A 19465-nucleotide genomic window follows, 5' to 3' on the forward strand; every position below is an offset into this window, starting at 1 on the left:
TGAGAGCGTTATTGGCTTATTATAATCAATTCGATTAAAATTTACTTTTGTGTAAATTTAACTCCCATTTCAAAAGCTTTTTTACAATCATTGGGAAATTCTTCTGTGCGGCGTTGTGCTTTTTTCTCTGGATCAAATGCTGTTACAACATACTTGGAATAATCATCAAATTGATAAGTATCGGTAACAAAAAGTGATTCTGCTGATCCGAAAGTTCTTTCCAGCATCATTTCTGTAATCTTAAGATGACGTTCGTATCCCATGTCATCCATTCGGCTATCGCTCACATTCATTGTATAAATAAAACCTGTCTGTATTTTCTTTTTGAAAAGACTGGAATAATGCTCATCGTACACTAGGTATTGAAATATCAATCGTTCTAGAAATGATCTCATTTCACCAGTAGCAGCTCCTAAGTAAATGGGAGAACCAAAAATAATTGCATCAGCTTCTTCTATCTTTTTGAGGATTGGTGTTAAGTCATCTTGATATGCGCATTTTCCATAACTTTTTCCGTTTTTTAATTTACAGGCAAAGCAGCTTACACATCCTTTATAATTAAGATCATAAAGATGAATGATCTCGGTCTCTGCCCCTTGTGAAGCTGCTCCTTCAAGTGCATGCTGTAGTAAAATCCCAGTATTCCAATTTTTCCGAGGACTACCGTTAAATGCTAAAACCTTCATAAATAATACCTCCACTATGTACTTGATTTTTCTTTATTAATTGTATATGATTTTATAGAAAAAGATAGTATGCACTTTTATGATAGATACTATCCAGAAGGAGAGTATTTATTATAAAATCTTATCTTCTAAAGGGTATTTTTATTTATAACGAGTGAAGACTATTGACAAGAATAACTTGATGAACTAAAATTATTTCGAGAGTTATCGAAGTATAAAATAATTAATTGGAGTAAAAAATGGATACAAAAAAAATGGCAAAAATATTTAAAGCTCTTTCCAATGAAAATCGATTAGAATTATATTTAAAGATTGCTGAAGCACATGAAGCCGGTTTTAAAACTGGTGGTGAATGTTGTGTTGCAGATATTATTGCTTGTTTAAATATTGGTGCACCGACTATTTCACATCATATCAAAGAACTAGTGAACGCAGATTTGATCACCACTGAAAAAAGAGGTAAATTTTTAATATGTAGAGTGAATCAACAATTGGTTGCTGAAGTAAGCGAAATATTATCCCTGCAGCATAAATAGTATTTCCAATTTCTATTCTAAATTTAAATTATAAAAAATTTAGTTGTTCATTTTTTGCTAGATAATTCGATTCTTGTAAAACTATATAATCATATAAATCTGATTTTGGAGAAATGTTCATTATTTGATAAAATGGTGAGAAGGATAAATGCGAGGTAATAACGTATGAAAATACTCATTGGTATTCTTGGAGGGATCATTTTAGTTGCCTTTTTTCTTTTAAAATATCACCCTGTATTTGGCGGGAAAGCATCTAAGGAGCAAATTAATAGTTTTCGACAATCCCCCAATTATAAACATAATCGGTTTGTCAATGAAATTCTTACCGTAATGCATATGGATGCAAAAACACTAGTGACCACATTAAGAGACTTTATAAAAGGCAATCCACAAGGGAGACCTAGCGGATCCATCCCTATGAAGTCCTTATATACTGATGATTCACAAGATGAGGAACAAACAAAAGTTACATGGTTTGGTCATTCGACTGTATTACTTGAGATAGAAGGAAAAAAATTGTTATTAGATCCTATGTTTAGTCAGAGTCCTTCCCCTTTTCCTCTCTTTGGCGCTAAGCGTTATAGCACAACATTACCGATGGCGCTAGAAGATTTGCCCTTCATCGATATTGTTCTTTTGTCTCATGATCATTATGACCATTTAGATTATCCTTCCATCATGAGACTAAAAGATAAAGTTGGTCAGTTTTATGTCCCCCTTGGTGTTGAGAATCATCTGGAGAGATGGGGTATTAATCCTGAAAAAATAAAAAAACATGATTGGTGGAATGAATCTGAATTTTTAGGACTAAGATTGATCGCCACGCCAACACGGCATTTTTCTGGAAGAGGTTTATTCGATCGAAATGCAACCTTATGGTGCTCATGGGTGATTATTGGAAAGCAGTCCAAGATCTATTTTAGCGGCGATGGCGGGTATGGCCCCCATTTTAAAAAAATAGGTGATACCTATGGTCCTTTTGATTTAACCTTAATGGAGTGCGGTCAATATAATGAGCGTTGGTCTGCGATTCACATGCTACCAGAAGAATCGGTACACGCTCATTTTGATGTGAAGGGAAACATCATGATCCCTATCCATTGGGCAGCTTTTTCCTTAGCTCTTCATGATTGGACAGACCCTATTGAAAGAGTAACAAAGAGGGCGAAAGAAAGAAACATCTCTATTTCTACACCGAAAATTGGAGAGTCTGTTGTGGTTGGTGGGAGTGAGTATCCCAGTTCTATTTGGTGGAGATGAATAATCTCAAATTTATTTCCTGTAACCCTTGTGCTATTCATGAAAAAGGCCTCTTATTTGTAGTGATTTTATCCTACAAATAAGAGGTCTTTTTTCGTTAATTTATTTCGTAATTAGAAAATATAACACTTTTTCGATTACAAGTAAGAGTAACCAAGACTTTGGTCTGGACTGGGGGTTGAAGTCAATTTTTTTTCTTAAAGGGTGGATTAGTCAGTGATTATGTAATAAGGTAAGCAACAAATCATGTTATGAAACTTAAAAACAACTTGAGGAATTTTCATTTTCAAGCAATAAAAATAATAAGATGATAATTACGATAACCACAACACAATGATTACCACCATGCTTATCATGCCCATTGCTACAGCCACAACCCATTTGAAGACCTCCTTTTATGGATGAAATAGTGAGGTTTATCATTTCTTTAGTTTATGATAAAAGTGTAAATTTGCCACTGACTTTTTGAGCTAATATCTTTGGCATGAAATATTTCATTTTTTTTCTGTATGTCACCTAAGCTACTTTGATGGAATAATATGCACTAGAGGGGAAAAAGCAGATGAGGAGGAGAAGACATGAAGATCCCCAAAGGAAAAGGATTTGATCTAGTATGTGGCTTAGTCATAACGGTTGTTTTGGATGATTTTACAAGCCTAACTGGAACATTTTTAGGCGAAATACAAGAAAAATGTCACCATCGAAGATGTGATGAATTTCATGAGTTTATATTGATCCAATTAACATGTCCTGTTTGTAAAAAAGATGGACCTAAAATTGCGGAAGGGACATTTTGCGCAATCAATGTAGATAAAATTCAATTTATCTTTCCTGGTATGAAATGCCCTGATAAAAAAGAAGATGATAAGTGTCATGAGAAAAGTGCTGATACCAAAGAAAATGAGCAGTGTGATGAAAATAAAGAACATGATTCGTGGGATGATAATAAGTGGTAAAATTTAAAATGTAGAGTGTTTTTATGATTTCTAGGATTAGAATATAGTGTATATAATAGGATGCATGTGTAACAATTAATATTTATGTTGCGTAGAATATAACATAATAAAAAGGAGGTAAAAGAATGGAAGGATCTTGGGATGAAAAGTGTCAGGATAAAAAGCATAATGATCAATGTATTATCAATATTTTCTGCAACTGTAATGATGGTAAGAAACAAGATGGAAAGTGTCAAGTCAAGTTGCATGAGAATAATGATGATAAGTGGTGTAATAAAGAACATGATGGTAAATGCATCATCAACATTTTTTGTAGTTGCAATGATGATAAGAAGAAGGATTGCCAATGTGATGAAGAAAGTAAGTGGTAGAAAGTCCTTCAGCACATTTCGCTTTTATATTTTATAGGGCAATTGAGAAGGAGGTGTTATAGTGGAAGAAAAGGTTGATAGAAGTCAAACTCATGTGCATGAATTTGAAGGAAGTACCTTTATTGCAGAAGAAGAGGAAGAACCTCATAATCATCGGTTTGCTGGGGTAACAAGTGAAGTAATACCATGTGGAGATAGCCATGTACACGAACTATTAACCAATACAGACTTTTTTGCGGATCATCATCACGAAGTCGGGATTCGAACGGGTCCTGCAATTTCTGTAAGTACTCATAAACACGTTCATTTCGTACGTGGTAAAACCACTGTAAATGATGAACATTATCATAAATTTATATTTGCCACTCAAATTGAAGACCCTCTCGTATGGGATGACTAATGGCATAGAATAGTAAGCTAGATTGAGATGAAAATCGAAAGAACTCCAATGAGGGCTATACTTTAAAAGTTAGCCCTCATTGGATTCAAAGAGACGGCATTTTAAAAAAAATTCTCCAAATCTAACTACATAAAACGATCATATCGTATAACATATAAATGACTGAGATTTTTGCCTGAATCTAAGATTTGGCATAAGCCTTGGTCTTTTCTAATAGCGAAAAAAATGAACATCTCGAAGCGTACCATCTATTACGATCTCAAAAGGATTGATGTGCAGAGGTTGTCTATTTTATAGGAATAAAGCAATACTACTAAAAATAGAGAGAAGCATGATATTGACTATGATAAGTCGCTATGTTAATATATAAGCAACAAAATAAATTGATCCTGCAAGGGGAGTAGCTGTACAGCATTTGTCGTCAACACGGATTTTTCCCGGCGATGCTGGCAATGAGATATTGCAAGCAAGACCTTGTCACATATTCTATAATATGGGGCAAGGTCTGTTTGTCTTATAATTTATCTTGTACATTTAAAATTTAAGGAGGTTTTTCATCATGAATAATTTAAAGACAACCTTGTTATTGGCTGCACTAACAGGTATATTAATGGCAATTGGCGGTCTATTTGGTGGTAGATCTGGTGTAGGTTTTATGCTCATTGTTTCCTTGGCCATGAATCTAGGTAGTTATTGGTTTAGTGATAAGCTGATTCTCAACATGTATGATGCCCGAGAAATCAACGCTGATCAAGGACCTGATTTGTTTAAAATGGTTTCAAATTTAGCTCATCGAGCCAATCTGCCCATGCCTAGAATTTATATCATCGATAGCGATGTACCCAATGCTTTTGCAACAGGACGCAGTCCTCATTATGGCGTAGTCGCTGTTACGACAGGTATTATGAACACTCTCAGTCATGATGAATTGGCGGGGGTTGTTGCTCATGAACTAGCTCATATTAAAAATCGTGATACGCTCATCAGTACGATTGTCGCTTCGATTGCCGGTGTGATTACTTGGGTGGCTCAGATGGCTCAATGGTCCGCATTTTTTGGTATGGGTAATCAAAATGATGATGAAGAAGGTGGCAGTAACATTGTGGGCACACTATTCATGATTATTTTAGCGCCACTGGCAGCAACTTTGATTCAACTTGGAATTTCTCGTTCACGAGAATACTTAGCAGATCAAACGGGTGGTATCATTTCAAATAATCCTTTAGCTTTAGCCAGCGCCTTAGAAAAAATCGATTATTATGCGAAGCATCAAGTGTTACCATCCTCTACACCGTCTACTTCTCATTTATTTATTATTAACCCATTAAGTGGTACTGGTACTTGGCTGATGAGCTTATTTAGCACTCATCCGACAACAGTTGATCGTGTAGCACGCCTTAGACAACAAGCTAATCAAAGATAATATGATCAAATCAGAATAGAGATAAAATAGGGTGGCAGATATAGTGCTTCAAAACACTGTATCTGTCTCCTTATTTTATGAATGAATATTTCTTATTTTTATTAGAGGGAAAATTCTAAAAATATAGAATTGTTTATATATTGAAGGGCAGGGAGGGATATTAAATGAAAAAAATATTCTCATTACGCATAAATATTGGGACAAGGCTTTTTCTAACATCAATGCTCATTGTGATCGCTTTTACGGGCCTCAACATTTATACGTATCTTACGATAAACTCCATGCAAGAGCAGTATAAACAGTTATTAAATGATACAACACTAGCAATCGAAACAGTAAAGAGTATTCATACAGAGATATGGACACAAAATGCAGAAGCCCGTGCTTATATTATCAGCCAAAAAACAACCTACAAGGGTAATTATGAAAATTCAAAGAAACGTACAAAAGATTTATTTGAGAAACTGGAGAATAACTTAGCGATACAACTTCCACAAGAATTATATCATTTACAATCAGCAACAGCAGATTTTGAGAAAACCTTGGAGATTGGCATGGGAATCAGCAACATGTCTGGGGTTAATGAAACACTAAAATTTTTAGATTCTTCTAATGACGAAATTAATAAAGCGGGCATAGAGTCAGAAAAATTTGTAGAGTCTGTGAAAATAGAAACAGATATGAAGATTGAAAATGTTTCCATGTATGTGGAAAGAATGAAGAATATATCTCTTTGTCTCAATATTATCATGTTTTTATTAACAGCTATATCTGCTCTTGTGATTGCCCGGAAGATTTCCCAGCCTTTAAATCGTATCGTGAAAGTCGCACAAGGGATTGCTGATGGTGATTTACGAAAGAAAACCTTAACCCACTTTCCTAATAATGAAATCGGTGATTTATCTCATGCTGTCAATCTTATGATCGATGATTTAAGGGAAATTATCATGCAAGTAACAAAAGCTTCTGAACAAATCTCATCTACCAGTGATGAATTAAGTGCAACTACGGAGCAATCGACTCAATTGGCATTACATGTTGCTAGTGCTGTCACCGAAGTCACTGCAGGATCGACTAGCCAAGCCCATGAGATAAAAAATACAGCTGCAATCATAAATAATATGGTGGATGCTGTTCACCATATTGCATCGACATCTAGTGCGGTTTCAGTCAAATCCCAAAATGCTTTTCAGGTCGCTAATGCGGGCGAAATGGTTACTAATGAAGCCATTCGACAAATGGAAACCATTAATCAATCAGTTAGTCATTCGGCTGAAGTTGTTGATAAATTAAGTAGTAGTTCACGTCAAATTAGTGAGATTATTCATGTAATCAGCGAAATCGCACAGCAAACCAACTTATTGGCACTCAATGCTGCTATAGAGGCTGCTCGAGCTGGTGAGCAAGGGCGCGGATTTGCTGTTGTTGCCTCTGAAGTTCGCAAACTAGCAGAGCAATCCCATGTTGCTGCTGATAAAATTTCGAAGATTATCAAAGAAGTACAACAGGAGACGAATGCTGTTATCCGCACTATGAATATTGGCACACAAGAGACAGCGAAAGGGATTGCGATCATTAGTCAAACTGGCAAAACTTTTAAAAATATTGTTAGTGTAGTAGAAGAATTAGAAGAACAAATACAAATCATAAGTGGAGCAACTGAAGAACTTTCCGCATCGGGAGGACAAATTGTTACTTCTGTCGATAACATAAAACAAGTGGCAATTCAAAATGCTACCAATACTCAAACAATCTCAGCCTCTGCTGAAGAACAGTCTGCATCTATGCACGAAATTGCTCTTTCTTCAGATACCCTTTCGTCTATGTCGCAAAACTTACAAGTTCTGATTAGTAAATTTAAATTATAAAAAATAAAATAGGTCTCTAATAAAAAAATTGCCTTGATGATTCACTTCATCTAAGGCAATTTTTTTATTGAAGTTAGAAAGAGAAAAATGGTGCAAACAATTTCGATTACCAATAATGAATGAGTAACCCAAGAACTAAAAATAGCCCAAAAAGAGTATTTGTCTGCGCTGTGGCAACCATCGCAGGAGCAAGAGATTCTGGTGTAACATTGCTCTGAAAACCTCTTGAAGCTTGGATGGCTTTGGGGATACTGATAAAAGAGAGAAGGGACCAAAGGGGTAATAGATTGCTTGTTACCAAGAATATGATCCAGAGATAAGAAAAGATAAACATTGCAATTAAACAATAAGTGGCTTTCTTTCTTTTCAAAAGGATGGCCAGCGTTTGTCGGCCATGTCTTTTATCGTCCTCTAAATCACGAAGGTTATTGGACATTAAAATGGCGCCAATTAATACAGAAGTAGATATAGATCCCATAATAGAGATCGTGGTAACAGCGCCAGTCTGAAGAAAAGAGGAAATCACAATAATGACAAGACCCATGCAAATACCTGCTACGAGCTCACCAAAAGGTGTTGCTGAAATGGGAAACGGACCACCAGAATAAAAATAGCCCACGGCAGCGCAGCTAAGACCAATCGGCAGTAAATACCAACTACTCTCTTGGCAAAGATACAGACCTAGTAAGATAGCCGTGGCTGTGAGAGATTGTGCAATCCTTAATATTTTTTGGGGAGCAACGCCGTATCGAACAATAGCCCCTCCGATTCCCACAGAGTGTTCGTGGTCCAAACCACGTTTGTAATCATAATATTCATTAAATATGTTTGTAGCAATTTGAATGAGAATACTCGCTAAGAGCATAAGAAGAAATAAATCCAGACGAAAATACTGAGAAGGCAGTGCTAGAACTGTCCCGATCGCTACAGGGATGAAAGAAGCTGTTAAGGTGTGTGGGCGAAGTAACTTCCACCAGATACTGAAATTGTGACCTAACAGTGTGGAAATGGTTTGTAGAGGTTGTCTAACATGTTGCTGTGTCTGCATTATATGACACCTTCTTCCATTTTTCGTTGTTTATGTATATATAATTCCATATAACTCAGAAAAATCCTTCATATCTGTCAGAATAGTCTTGTTTATTATAAATGAAAGATGAATTCTCATCAGAAAGCATGAGTTCATCTCAATAGAAAAATTCTCTATGATGACAAATTTTGATAAAATACATTCATAAGAGATCTTTTTCTTTATGATGAGAAGGGGAGTCGATTAAGACTGGCGAATATATGAGTATGTCCACAGCTGGCATTAAGTACAGCAGACGGCTACTCTTTTACCCTATTTTAGATCAATAAAGGAGTGATTAGGCTATGGATTTTATTGAGCAGATGAAACAAAAGGCTAAGGCGGATAAAAAGCGAATCGTTTTACCAGAGGCTTTGGATCTGCGCGTTATTCAGGCGGCTAGCACGGCTTTACAGGAAGGAATTTCTGAGATTATTTTAATTGGAAATCAGGCAGAAATTTTGCGAACTGCAGGTGATCTTGATTTAACAGGGGCAATCATCATTGATAGTGAAACAGCAGAAAAACGTACAGAATACAGCGCGGCTTTTTATGAACTGCGCAAAGCTAAAGGAACGACACTTAAGCAAGCGGAAGAGTTAATGAAAGATCCAGTTTATTTTGGTATGATGATGTTACAGCAAGGGGATGCCGATGGATTGATCTCTGGTGCGGTACATTCTACAGCTGATACACTACGGCCAGCTTTGCAAATCGTTAAAGCTGCTCGTGATGCAAAGCTAGTTTCGACATTTTTTATTATGGATGTCCCAGATTGTGACTATGGTCATCATGGCGTTTTATTATTTTCTGATTGTGCTTTAAATGAAAACCCCGACGCTGAGCAGCTTTCAGAAATTGCAGTCGCATCAGCGCGGACAATGCAGCGGCTTTTAGGGATTGACCCAATCGTAGCTATGTTATCATATTCCACTTTTGGCAGCGCAAAAAGTACGCTTACGGAAAAAGTAGTACAGGCTGCTCGGTTGGCAAAAGAAAAAGCTCCTGATGTACTCATTGATGGAGAAATGCAACTTGATGCGGCTCTGGTACAAAGAGTTGCAGACTTAAAGGCACCTAATAGTCATGTTGCTGGAAAAGCAAATGTATTAATATTCCCTGATCTGAATGCCGGAAATATTGGTTATAAGCTAACTGAACGTATGGCTAAAGCAAAAGCGTATGGTCCTATTACTCAGGGGCTGGCGAAACCAATTAATGATTTATCGAGAGGATGTAAGGCTGAAGATATTGTCGGCGTCATTGCCATTACAGCAGTACAAGCACAAGGACAGTGATGCCCAAATAAGCTAAACATTAGAAGGTAGAGCTTTTTACTAATCAGAAAGTATAACACTTTCTAGGGGTACATGTAAGGGCAACTAAGACTTTGGTCTGCGCTGAGGCTTGACCAAAGTCAAGTTTTCTTTATCGATAATCTGACTATTACTTCTGTTAATAGTCAGATTATTTAATTGTGCAGGGAATTGTAAAAAAAATGTTGAATACATGATATTGTAAGAAAAAGCAAGATCATTTTAAGAAGATAATGTCTTACCTCAATACATAGAGGGCAGAATGATAATAAATTAATTTTCAACTTGGGAAAGAGGAGCAAGAATGAATAAAGCATCCATTTATGGATTGACATTTGATCAACTAGTAGCATGGCTTATGGAATACGGACATAAAAAATCTCGAGCATTACAAGTGTGGCATTGGCTGTATCGGAAACGAATCAGAGACTTCGCGGAAATGATCGACGTCAACCAAGAATGTATTCAATTATTGGCTGATCATTTTGTCATCCAAACATTACAGGAATATTTACGCCAAGAATCTACAGATGGAACCATTAAGTTTTTATTTAAGCTTACAGATGGAAATTTGATTGAAACTGTATTGATGAGACATAAATTTGGTTTGTCCGTTTGTGTTACAACTCAAGTAGGTTGTAATATTGGCTGTAGTTTTTGTGCTAGCGGACTATTAACGAAAAAACGTGATTTATCGAGTGGTGAAATTGTAGAACAAATTATGAAAGTCCAGCATTATTTAGATAATAAGGCCGAAGATGAAATCGTAAGCCACGTTGTGGTGATGGGGATCGGAGAACCTTTTGATAATTTTAAAAATCTAGTGAACTTTTTACTCGTTATTAAAGATCATAAAGGGCTAGCCATTGCAGCAAGACGCATTACTGTATCGACTAGCGGTCTTGTTGATAAAATTTATCAGTTCACGGACATGCAGTTGCAAGTGAACTTGGCCATCTCTTTACATGGAGCAAAGGACGAAATTCGTACACGGATCATGAAAATAAATTGTGCTTTTCCAATCGAAGAATTAATGCAGGCCGTTGATTATTACCTAGAGAAAACTAATCGTAGGATCACACTGGAATATATTCTACTCAAAGATGTGAATGATCGTAAGGAAGATGCCATTGACCTTGCTCATCTCATTAGCAACAAAAAACACCGCGTTAATGTGAATTTAATTCCATATAATCCAGTGGATGAACATAGCCAATATCAAAGAAGTGAGCACCAGTCCATGCTAGCTTTCTATGATACACTCAAAAAAGAAGGTATTAATTGTAGCATTCGTCTCGAACATGGCACAGATATTGATGCAGCTTGTGGACAGCTACGAAGTAAACAAATCAAAGAATCTAAAGAGGATTAAATCGAACAGGATAAAGGATATTCAAACCTAATTTGAAAAATTAAAGAATAGGAAGGAGAGACTGGTTTCGTGGTTAGATAATGTAAAACTGCCACTCGTAGAAACTGGAAACAATATGATTGAACAAAAAAAAGCCATGATCTGTCTCTTTCTAACGGCCCTTCTATGGAGTGCAGGTGGTGTATTAATAAAACTAGTAGATTGGCATCCCATGGCGATTTCTGGTGGACGTAGTTTGATTGCAGCGATTGTAATTTGGATTGCTTTTAGGAAAGAAAGCCTTTCTTTTTCAAGACCGCAGTGGATCGGTGCCATCGCTTATTGCAGTTGTGTCAGCTGCTTTGTTGTAGCGACTAAAATGACGACTGCAGCTAATGCGATTTTACTACAGTACACGGCTCCTGTATTTGTAGCTTTGTTAGGTACTTGGTTCCTCAATGAAAAAGCCACTCGCCGTGATTGGTTAACTATTTTTATAGTCCTTGGTGGCATGGTTTTTTTCTTTATTGATAAAGTGGGCGCTGGTAATATGCTAGGTAATCTGATTGCCGTTTTGTCTGGTGTTAGTTTCGCTCTATTTATCGTCTGTATGCGTATGCAAAAAGATGCTTCACCCTATGGAACAGTACTCATTGGCAATGTATTGACTTTTGGGATTAGCCTCTTCTTTTGGTCGAATACTTCATTTGATCATAGAAATTTGCTTGGTATCTTGTCACTAGGACTTTTTCAGTTAGGGATGGCTTATGTATTATATTCTTATGGGATACGCCATGTTCCAGCGCTTAAAGCCACTCTGATTACCTCAGTTGAGCCCATTTTAAATCCTGTCTGGGTCTTTTTATTGATTGGTGAACAACCAGGATTTTATTCTATGATTGGTGGTTTGATTGTCTTAGGAGCTATCCTGCTCCGTTACTGGACTGGAGACTCTGTAACCAATCAAGTCAAAACATAATATATCCCTTACGTTCCTTGGTCTGTGAGTTATTAATTTGTAATATAATGATTAAAAACAAGGGGATGAAATCATGAATATGACGGATAACACGATCTTGATTACAGGGGGCGCATCAGGTATTGGTTTAGCATTAGCAGAGCGATTTCTTCAAAGAGGCAATGAAGTCATTATTTGTGGACGTAGAGAGGATAAATTGCAGGAGGCAAAAGAAAAATTCCCGCAATTGCACATTCGGGTTTGTGATGTAGCGAAAGAATGCGATCGAAAATCATTGGTTGTGTGGGCACTACATGAATTTCCTAAATTAAATATTTTAGTGAACAATGCAGGTATTCAACAAAGGGTTAATCTTTTGGAAGCAACTGCTGACTGGAATTACTATCATCAAGAAATTTCAGCAAATCAAGAAGCGCCGATTCATCTTTCGATGCTGCTCATTCCCCATCTAATGAGAAAAAAAGAAGCTGTCATTGTTAATGTAACTTCAGGCCTAGCATTTGTTCCTCCTGCCTGGGTGCCAATATATGGTGCAACAAAAGCAGCCATGCATTCATTTACGGTGAGTCTAAGGCTGCAAGTCGAGAAAAGTAATATTAATGTTGTTGAAGTTCTTCCTCCAGCAGTGAATACTGATTTGGGCGGAGTTGGGCTACATACCTTTGGTGAGCCTTTAGATGAATTTGCGGATGCTGTATTTGAAGGTTTTGAAAATGGTGATTTGGAAATTGGATATCGGTCTAGTGAGAAAGTCATTCGAGCATCGAGAGACGAAATTGATGAAATTGTAATGCGCAATTGGGAACGTTTACAAATACCCAAAATTTGAAGAGAATTTTAAATAGAAGGACGGGAACTTTGTTGGTGGAATCGATATCCTGCCTGAAATAAAGTTCCTGTTTTCTATTTTTCATAACTGTGGTACTCGATTTTATCCTATATATAGTAATAGTAATTGGAAATTTTTAAATAAATGGATTAGGTGAAAGTTATGTTGATATTGGATAATAACAGTCGTCAGCCTTTACATAATAAAATCTATCATCAGATTAAAAATCAAATATTGTCAGGAAAATTACCTCCAATGACGAAACTTTTATCAATTAAAAATTTAGCTAATGAATTATCTGTAAGCCGTAATACGGTGGAATATGCCTATCAACAGTTATATGCAGAAGGGTATATTACTAGCAAGCCTAGAAGTGGTTACTATGTATCAGTAATGGACCCAGAATTTTTTGCGTCATCCCTGAGACATACAGGCACATCCTTAGAAAAAAATTCTGACAAAGAAAAAGCCTATTCTTTTGATTTTCATCCTGCTTGTCTTTCAGCAGAAAGTTTCCCTGTTAATCTATGGCGTAAATTGTACACAGAGTGTTTAAAGGAAGATTATAAACAGCTTGCTTTTTATGGCTCTCAGCAAGGTGATCTAGCATTACGTCATGAGATTCAAAAATATCTGGCCCATTCTCGTGGTGTTTCTTGTGCTCCAGAACAAATTGTCATTTGTTCTGGTCTCCAAGATAGCCTCTCTCTTATAGCACCTATCTTGAGAGAACATCATTCCATACTTGCAGTGGAAGATCCTGGACATTTTATTCCGAAATCTGTTTTTCAAAACTATTCTTTTTCTCTTGTTCCTATACCAGTCAATCAAGACGGTATTGATTTAGAGTATTTAAATAGTACCACAAGTACTGTTGTATATGTTACTCCTTCTCATCAATTTCCATTAGGTTGCGTCATGCCTGTCGCAAATCGACTCAAGTTAATTGAGTGGGCAGAAAAAGTTGGAGGAGTGATTATTGAAGATGACTATGATAGTGAACTAAGGTATTACGGTAAACCTATTCCTGCATTGCAAGGATTACATTCTCGAGGAAATATCGTATATATGGGTACCTTTTCTAAGGTATTATCTCCTGCTCTTCGAGTTAGCTATATGGTATTACCTTATCAGCTTCTGACCACATATCATAAAATATTTAAGGATTATTCCACTAATGTTTCTTTCTTAGAGCAAAGAACACTCAATAAGTTGATGGAACTGGGATATTGGGAACGACATTTGCGTAAAATGCGAACCATTTATAAAAAAAAGCATGATGCACTGATTCAATCCATCCATCATCATTTTGGTTCTCAAGTTAATATAATTGGGGAAGGGGCGGGACTTCACATAGTTTTAGAGTTAGTTGGCAATTCTCTTACGGAAGAGGAACTGATGAGTCGTGCCCGTAGTAGCGCTGTCCGATTACTTCCTCTCTCTATGACTTATCTACATCATCGTGGTAAACATTCGCAAATCATGCTTGGATTTGGTAGTATGAATAATCTTGAAATTGATCAAGGAATTCAACGATTATATCAAGCTTGGTATTTTTAACTGTTTAATAGGGCTGATAATGAAAATTTTAGTGATAAATAATAACATTTGTATTGGAGAGTCACGAAAATGACAAAAATAGCCGTCATAAAAACTAATTCTTATGAAGGACAAGTTGTGCAGCAAGCTATGGCAGAATTACTTGATGAATTAGGCGGTATGTCTCAGTTTGTTAAGCCTGGTGAAAAAGTATTAATTAAACCCAATATGTTAGAAGGTTTACCTCCCGAAAAAGCAGTAACGACCCATTCGTAAATCCTTCAGGCCATCATTCGACAACTGAAGCTGCCAAGGATATTTACAGCCAACTATAGGAGGAAAAAACTCATGAAACGAATTGGTATTGTTGGTCCGGAAAGTTCAGTAACACGCATCCTGAAAGTGGCCAATCATAATTCCTATAATGTTGAATTTATCGGTTTTGCCTATCGTGAAGATGAACGTGAAATAGAAACTATATTACAGCAAAATCGCTCGGAGGTGCAGGGATGGCTTTTTTCTGGACCGGTTACCTATGCTCTTGCCGAGAAATATCTTGAAGCACACGATACGGTAGCCTATGTGCAATCCATGGGCGTAGGGGTATATCTTTGCTGTTTAAAAATAGCGTATGAGCATAATATTATTATGAAGCGGATATCCATTGACTACGTTGAAAATAGTGTGGATGATTTGAATATTGAGCATTTGTTACAAGATGTTGGAATTCCTACCGAAGAGATGTTTGTTAAGCTGTATGACAGAAACTATATACCGGAAGATATCGTTCATTTTCATCTTGACTTATGGCAAGGAGGAAAAGTCGATGCCGTGATTACGGCATTGAGCAGTGTTTTGAATGCATTGCAAAAAAAAGGGGTTCCGGTATATCACTTTACCCTTGCGGAACAAGAAATTTTTCAAGCGTTACTAATCATAACAGAGAAGGTCAATTCTGCTTATTTCAAAAGCTCGCAGATGTGCACTATTATCATAAAAATCCATAATTATGAACAAATTGTCGACAAAATGAATTCTTCATACGATGTGAAACTGTTAGAATTAAAACTGAAAGAAGTACTTTTAGGGTTTTGTAAAGTTCTTGATGGATGTGTTATCGAAGAGGGGATGGGAGTATATAAAATCATTTCTTCCCGTGGCGTAGTACAAAAAGAAATTAATCGTTTGCGCGATACATTGGAAAATCTCGAAGTAAAATTACGTTTTGAAGAAGCAATTACTGCGGGGATCGGATTTGGAAATACCCTGCACATTGCCGAAGTGAATGCGTACCGGGCACTGAGAAACACAACAGAATCAAAAAGTTCCTCAATCATTATCGTCCGAGATGATGGTAAAATCATTGAAGATGCCGGTCAAGAAGACGAAACTACTTATTATTTTTCTTCTCACAATGTTGAATTGCTGGGACAACTTAAAAAAGCCAAGATCGGAATTAAAACCTATCTAAAGATTAAAAATGCCTTTCAGCGATTAGGAGGAGGGGCTTTATCAATCACCTTATTAGCGGCGCAACTGTCTGTTACGGAGCGTCATGTTAGTCGCATTATTAATGCCCTTGACTCGGTAGGATTGATCGAATATGTAGGTGAAGAAAATGTTGTTGGCAGAGGGCGACCAGGAAAATTGTATCGTTTAGTAATACAAAATAAAGATATATAATAAAAAAATAGTACTTAAAGAAAAGATGGCTTTAGTTTTCTAAAAAATTGGAAAAAATGTATGCATTTAGCTTGACTTTTTTTGAAGTACTATTTTAAAATTGAGCCTATAGGGGTTTCTTGACATTATTTTCAGACCACTTCTAAATATAGTCTGAAATATATTTTAACGTAAAAGCTCATTGTATTGAGAGAAATCTCAGAGCCTACAGTTGTCAAAATCACTATCGCGTAGAAGAGTAAAACAAATACTCCGTGAGAAGAGGTGTAAGTAATGCTTTATGAACAGACTTAATTACGTTGCATAATAGTAAGGACCAGAAGTAAATTTGTTAGGGAGTGATTCAATGAATATTATAAAAAATTGGAAACTACACATCTTAGCGCTCTTGGTTGTTGTTGTATCAGAAAAGATTGGAATGTTAAAGTTTGGTCTAATTATCCTATTGCCGTTGTTACATGCTATGATATTTGGCGGAGTCATCAGCTATCCTAAATTTAATATTTTATCAAAAAAACAAATGGAAGTAGCCTCAGCTATTTTGCCAATGTCGATGATGTTATTAATTGTTAAAATTTCACTGGATATTGGACCGAATATCGATATGTTATTTAATTCTAAAGGGGCATTGCTATTGCAAGAAGTAGGGCATTTCTTTGGAACCGTGCTACTGGGCTTACCAATTGCTGTACTATTAAATATGGGCCGAGAAGCTGTCGGTGCGTCTTATTCCATCGCTCGAGAACCTAATATCGCGATTATCGCAGAAAAGTATGGACTGGATTCGCCGGAGGGTCGTGGTGTAATGGCGGTATACATTTGTGGGACACTGTTTGGTGCGGTATGGATGGCTGTGCTAAGTAGTATCACAGCTAAACTGGACATTTTTCATCCGTTTGCATTAGCTATGGGATCCGGAGTAGGCAGTGGAAGTATGATGGCAGCTTCGGTTGGTTCAATCATTGCCTTTTACCCTGAACTAGAACAGCAAATCCGGGCCTATGCCGGAGCGGCTAACATAATGTCGACTCTACTAGGGATTTATGTCTGTTTATTTGTCTCGTTACCGCTAGCTAATAATTTCTATAAAATATTAACTAAGTTCCGCAGCAAAAAGGAGGACATTCATCATGAACAAGCTTAAGGATATGTTGATTATCTTAGCTCTTACTGGGGTGTTTGTAGTAATTGCTAATGTGATTGGCTATAAAGGTGATGTATATGATTCACTCATTGGTACTGTAATTATGATTGCCATTGCTCTTGTGGGAATGATGTTAAGTCAGTTTCCAGGATTAAATAAAATGCCGATGGTATTTTGGATCTCTGTTATTGGTGTGATTTGTTCACTGCCTGCTGTTCCTGGCAGCCAGTGGATTGTAGCTTCTACTAAGAAAGTGCAATTTCTTGCCATTACTACACCCATCTTGGCCTATGCAGGTTTATCTTTAGGTAAGGATATCGAGATGTTTAAAAAAATCTCATGGAGAGTCATTCCTGTAGCATTAGCAGTAATTACCGGTACTTTTATTTTTGCTAGTGCGATTGCACAAGTTGTTTTAAAAATGGAAGGCGTAATTTGATTTTATAATTAGGGTGGTGTGATAGTGATGAATAAAGAAGAATTAAAGAAAAAAGTCTGCCAGGTCATTGAGTCAAAACGAGAACGTATTATTGCAATCGGAGAGTCTATTTATCGTGAACCAGAGCTAGGGTTTAAGGAAACCAAGACTGCAGCGAAAGTAGAAAAATTATTCCGTGAAATGGATATTACTTATGATAAAGGATTGGCGATTACCGGTGTGAAAGGCCGAATTAAAGGAAAACAATCAAACCGTACTGTTGCTGTTTTAGGAGAACTTGATGCGGTAATCTGTGCGGCACATCAAGCGGCAGATCCTCTGACTGGGGCTGCGCATTGCTGTGGCCATAATGCGCAAATTGCAGTAGTTATGGCTGTCGGTATGGCACTGCTTGAGTCTGGTGCTATGGAGTTTCTTGCCGGTGATGTGGTATTGTTTGCTGTTCCAGCTGAAGAATATGTTGAAATTACCTATCGGAATAAATTACGTGAAGAGGGAAAAATCGAGTATTTGGGCGGGAAGCAAGAATTAATTCGTTTGGGCGCTTTTGATGATATCGATATGGCGCTACAAATTCATTTAACAACCAATCATACCGGTGCTAACGTTGTTCGTCTTGGTAGCACCAGCAATGGATTTATTGGAAAAATGGTTCACTATGAAGGAAAAGCTGCTCATGCTGCCATGGCACCTGCCGAAGGCGTTAATGCATTAAATGCAGCAATGCTCGGCATTATGGGCGTGCATGCCCAACGCGAAACATTCCGTGAAGAAGATTATGTACGTTTTCATCCGATTATCACCCAGGGTGGCGATTTAGTAAATGTAGTACCGGATGATGTGCGTATGGAAAGTTATGTACGCGCAGCCACTCTAAATGCTTTAAAAGAGAGCAATATAAAAATCGATCGTGCACTTCGAGCAGGAGCCGATGCCGTGGGTGCTAAAGTAGCTATTCAAAGTTTACCTGGCTATTTGCCAATGAATAATAATCAAAATATTAATCAAGTGTTTAAAAGTAATGCAGAAGTGTTGTATGGTAAAGAGCGGGTAATAAATGGAACTCATGAAGCAGGCAGCACTGATACAGGAGATCTCTCGCATATTATGCCGACCATTCATCCGTGGCTCGAGGCTGTTACAGGAGCACTGCATAGTAAAGAGTATTCGGTGGCCGATGTTGATTGTGCTTATATAAAACCCGCACAAACCCTTGCCATGACGATTATTGACCTCTTATACGGTGAGGGCGAAATCGCTGAAAATATTTTAAGTGAATATACACCCTTGTTAAGTAAAGAACAGTATATTGAGTTCTTGAACTCTTTTAAACAAAATAGTTAGCAAAAAGAACAGATAGCGTTTGCGATCTGTTCTTTTTTATGACGAACTATAAACTAATGAATACCTAAAGAAAAAACGGTTTCGTATAATAAAAACGTAACTTTTACTTGCGCTGGTATTAATTTGGCAGGAGTTTTATGTTTAAGTGAGAATTTCTACAAGAATATTCATCTCTTAACAAAATCGTAAAATTGGATGTGACTTTTGCAAATATACTTATAATAAGAGAGGAACGAATAGCAAACATGGTGTATTGTTGCTTTTTCAATATT

20 protein-coding genes are annotated in these 19465 nt (G+C 36.9%); 17 read left to right on the top strand and 3 right to left on the bottom strand.

Annotation, left to right across the window (positions count from 1 at the left end):
* Positions 1-41 precede the first annotated feature (41 nt).
* Entirely contained in the window at positions 42-686 is a 645-nt protein-coding gene (locus ACAN52_RS03465) for a flavodoxin family protein (RefSeq protein ID WP_378952276.1), read from the bottom strand.
* Positions 687-925: 239 nt separating this feature from the next.
* Between ACAN52_RS03465 and ACAN52_RS03470 the strand changes: the two genes are divergently transcribed.
* Together ACAN52_RS03470 and ACAN52_RS03475 are read left to right on the top strand one after the other, a co-directional pair.
* A complete protein-coding gene (locus tag ACAN52_RS03470) occupies positions 926-1222 on the top strand; it encodes an ArsR/SmtB family transcription factor (protein ID WP_378952279.1) in 297 nt (98 codons plus the stop codon).
* Positions 1223-1387: 165 nt separating this feature from the next.
* Positions 1388-2482 (top strand): MBL fold metallo-hydrolase, encoded by a 1095-nt coding sequence (locus tag ACAN52_RS03475; protein WP_378952282.1) that lies wholly within the window; start codon positions 1388-1390, stop codon positions 2480-2482.
* A gap of 258 nt (positions 2483-2740) precedes the next feature.
* Here ACAN52_RS03475 and ACAN52_RS03480 read toward each other — a convergent pair whose 3' ends face one another.
* Positions 2741-2863 (bottom strand): hypothetical protein, encoded by a 123-nt coding sequence (locus ACAN52_RS03480; protein ID WP_378952285.1) that lies wholly within the window; start codon positions 2861-2863, stop codon positions 2741-2743.
* Between the two features lie 197 nt (positions 2864-3060).
* On the opposite strand from ACAN52_RS03480, the gene ACAN52_RS03485 reads away from it, so the two are divergent.
* The 5 genes from ACAN52_RS03485 (at position 3061) to ACAN52_RS03505 (ending at position 7500) form a co-directional block, all read left to right on the top strand.
* The gene (locus ACAN52_RS03485) at positions 3061-3438 is read left to right on the top strand and encodes a hypothetical protein (RefSeq protein WP_378952288.1); all 378 of its coding nucleotides are present in this window, start codon (positions 3061-3063) and stop codon (positions 3436-3438) included.
* Positions 3439-3563: 125 nt separating this feature from the next.
* Positions 3564-3809, top strand: a complete 246-nt coding sequence (locus ACAN52_RS03490) for a hypothetical protein (protein WP_378952291.1) — start codon at positions 3564-3566, stop codon at positions 3807-3809.
* Positions 3810-3870: 61 nt separating this feature from the next.
* Positions 3871-4209, top strand: a complete 339-nt coding sequence (locus tag ACAN52_RS03495; RefSeq protein WP_378952294.1) for a YmaF family protein — start codon at positions 3871-3873, stop codon at positions 4207-4209.
* A gap of 559 nt (positions 4210-4768) precedes the next feature.
* On the top strand, positions 4769-5632 hold the full coding sequence (locus ACAN52_RS03500; RefSeq protein WP_378952296.1) for a zinc metalloprotease HtpX: 864 nt from the start codon (positions 4769-4771) through the stop codon (positions 5630-5632).
* Between the two features lie 164 nt (positions 5633-5796).
* Entirely contained in the window at positions 5797-7500 is a 1704-nt protein-coding gene (locus ACAN52_RS03505) for a methyl-accepting chemotaxis protein (RefSeq protein WP_378952299.1), read from the top strand.
* Between the two features lie 106 nt (positions 7501-7606).
* Here the strand turns inward: ACAN52_RS03505 and ACAN52_RS03510 are convergent, their stop codons facing one another.
* On the bottom strand, positions 7607-8548 hold the full coding sequence (locus ACAN52_RS03510; RefSeq protein ID WP_378952301.1) for a 1,4-dihydroxy-2-naphthoate polyprenyltransferase: 942 nt from the start codon (positions 8546-8548) through the stop codon (positions 7607-7609).
* A 326-nt stretch (positions 8549-8874) separates the two neighbouring features.
* Here ACAN52_RS03510 and pta point away from each other — a divergent pair, with 326 nt between their 5' ends.
* From pta to ACAN52_RS03560, 10 genes are all read left to right on the top strand, one after another.
* The gene (gene pta, locus ACAN52_RS03515; protein WP_378952304.1) at positions 8875-9867 is read left to right on the top strand and encodes a phosphate acetyltransferase; all 993 of its coding nucleotides are present in this window, start codon (positions 8875-8877) and stop codon (positions 9865-9867) included.
* Positions 9868-10189: 322 nt separating this feature from the next.
* Positions 10190-11257, top strand: coding sequence for a 23S rRNA (adenine(2503)-C(2))-methyltransferase RlmN (gene rlmN, locus ACAN52_RS03520; protein WP_378952307.1), 1068 nt, complete (start codon positions 10190-10192; stop codon positions 11255-11257).
* Positions 11258-11372: 115 nt separating this feature from the next.
* Complete coding sequence (locus ACAN52_RS03525) at positions 11373-12215, top strand: DMT family transporter (protein WP_378952310.1); 843 nt, start codon at positions 11373-11375, stop codon at positions 12213-12215.
* 73 nt (positions 12216-12288) lie between these two features.
* Complete coding sequence (locus tag ACAN52_RS03530; RefSeq protein WP_378952313.1) at positions 12289-13044, top strand: SDR family oxidoreductase; 756 nt, start codon at positions 12289-12291, stop codon at positions 13042-13044.
* A gap of 162 nt (positions 13045-13206) precedes the next feature.
* Positions 13207-14604 (top strand): PLP-dependent aminotransferase family protein, encoded by a 1398-nt coding sequence (locus ACAN52_RS03535; protein WP_378952316.1) that lies wholly within the window; start codon positions 13207-13209, stop codon positions 14602-14604.
* A 69-nt stretch (positions 14605-14673) separates the two neighbouring features.
* Positions 14674-14859, top strand: coding sequence for a hypothetical protein (locus ACAN52_RS03540; protein ID WP_378952319.1), 186 nt, complete (start codon positions 14674-14676; stop codon positions 14857-14859).
* A gap of 72 nt (positions 14860-14931) precedes the next feature.
* Positions 14932-16266, top strand: a complete 1335-nt coding sequence (locus tag ACAN52_RS03545; protein ID WP_378952322.1) for a hypothetical protein — start codon at positions 14932-14934, stop codon at positions 16264-16266.
* Between the two features lie 328 nt (positions 16267-16594).
* Positions 16595-17410: a DUF3100 domain-containing protein gene (locus ACAN52_RS03550; RefSeq protein WP_378952325.1), complete on the top strand. Its 816-nt coding sequence runs from the start codon at positions 16595-16597 to the stop codon at positions 17408-17410.
* Positions 17397-17849, top strand: coding sequence for a hypothetical protein (locus ACAN52_RS03555; protein WP_378952328.1), 453 nt, complete (start codon positions 17397-17399; stop codon positions 17847-17849). Before ACAN52_RS03550 ends, ACAN52_RS03555 begins: the two co-directional genes overlap by 14 nt.
* Positions 17850-17876: 27 nt before the next feature.
* On the top strand, positions 17877-19193 hold the full coding sequence (locus tag ACAN52_RS03560; protein WP_378953094.1) for an amidohydrolase: 1317 nt from the start codon (positions 17877-17879) through the stop codon (positions 19191-19193).
* The last annotated feature ends 272 nt before the right edge of the window (positions 19194-19465 follow it).

Source organism: Pelosinus sp. sgz500959, from assembly GCF_042610375.1.
Taxonomy (GTDB): Bacteria; Bacillota; Negativicutes; order DSM-13327; family DSM-13327; genus CTSoil-075.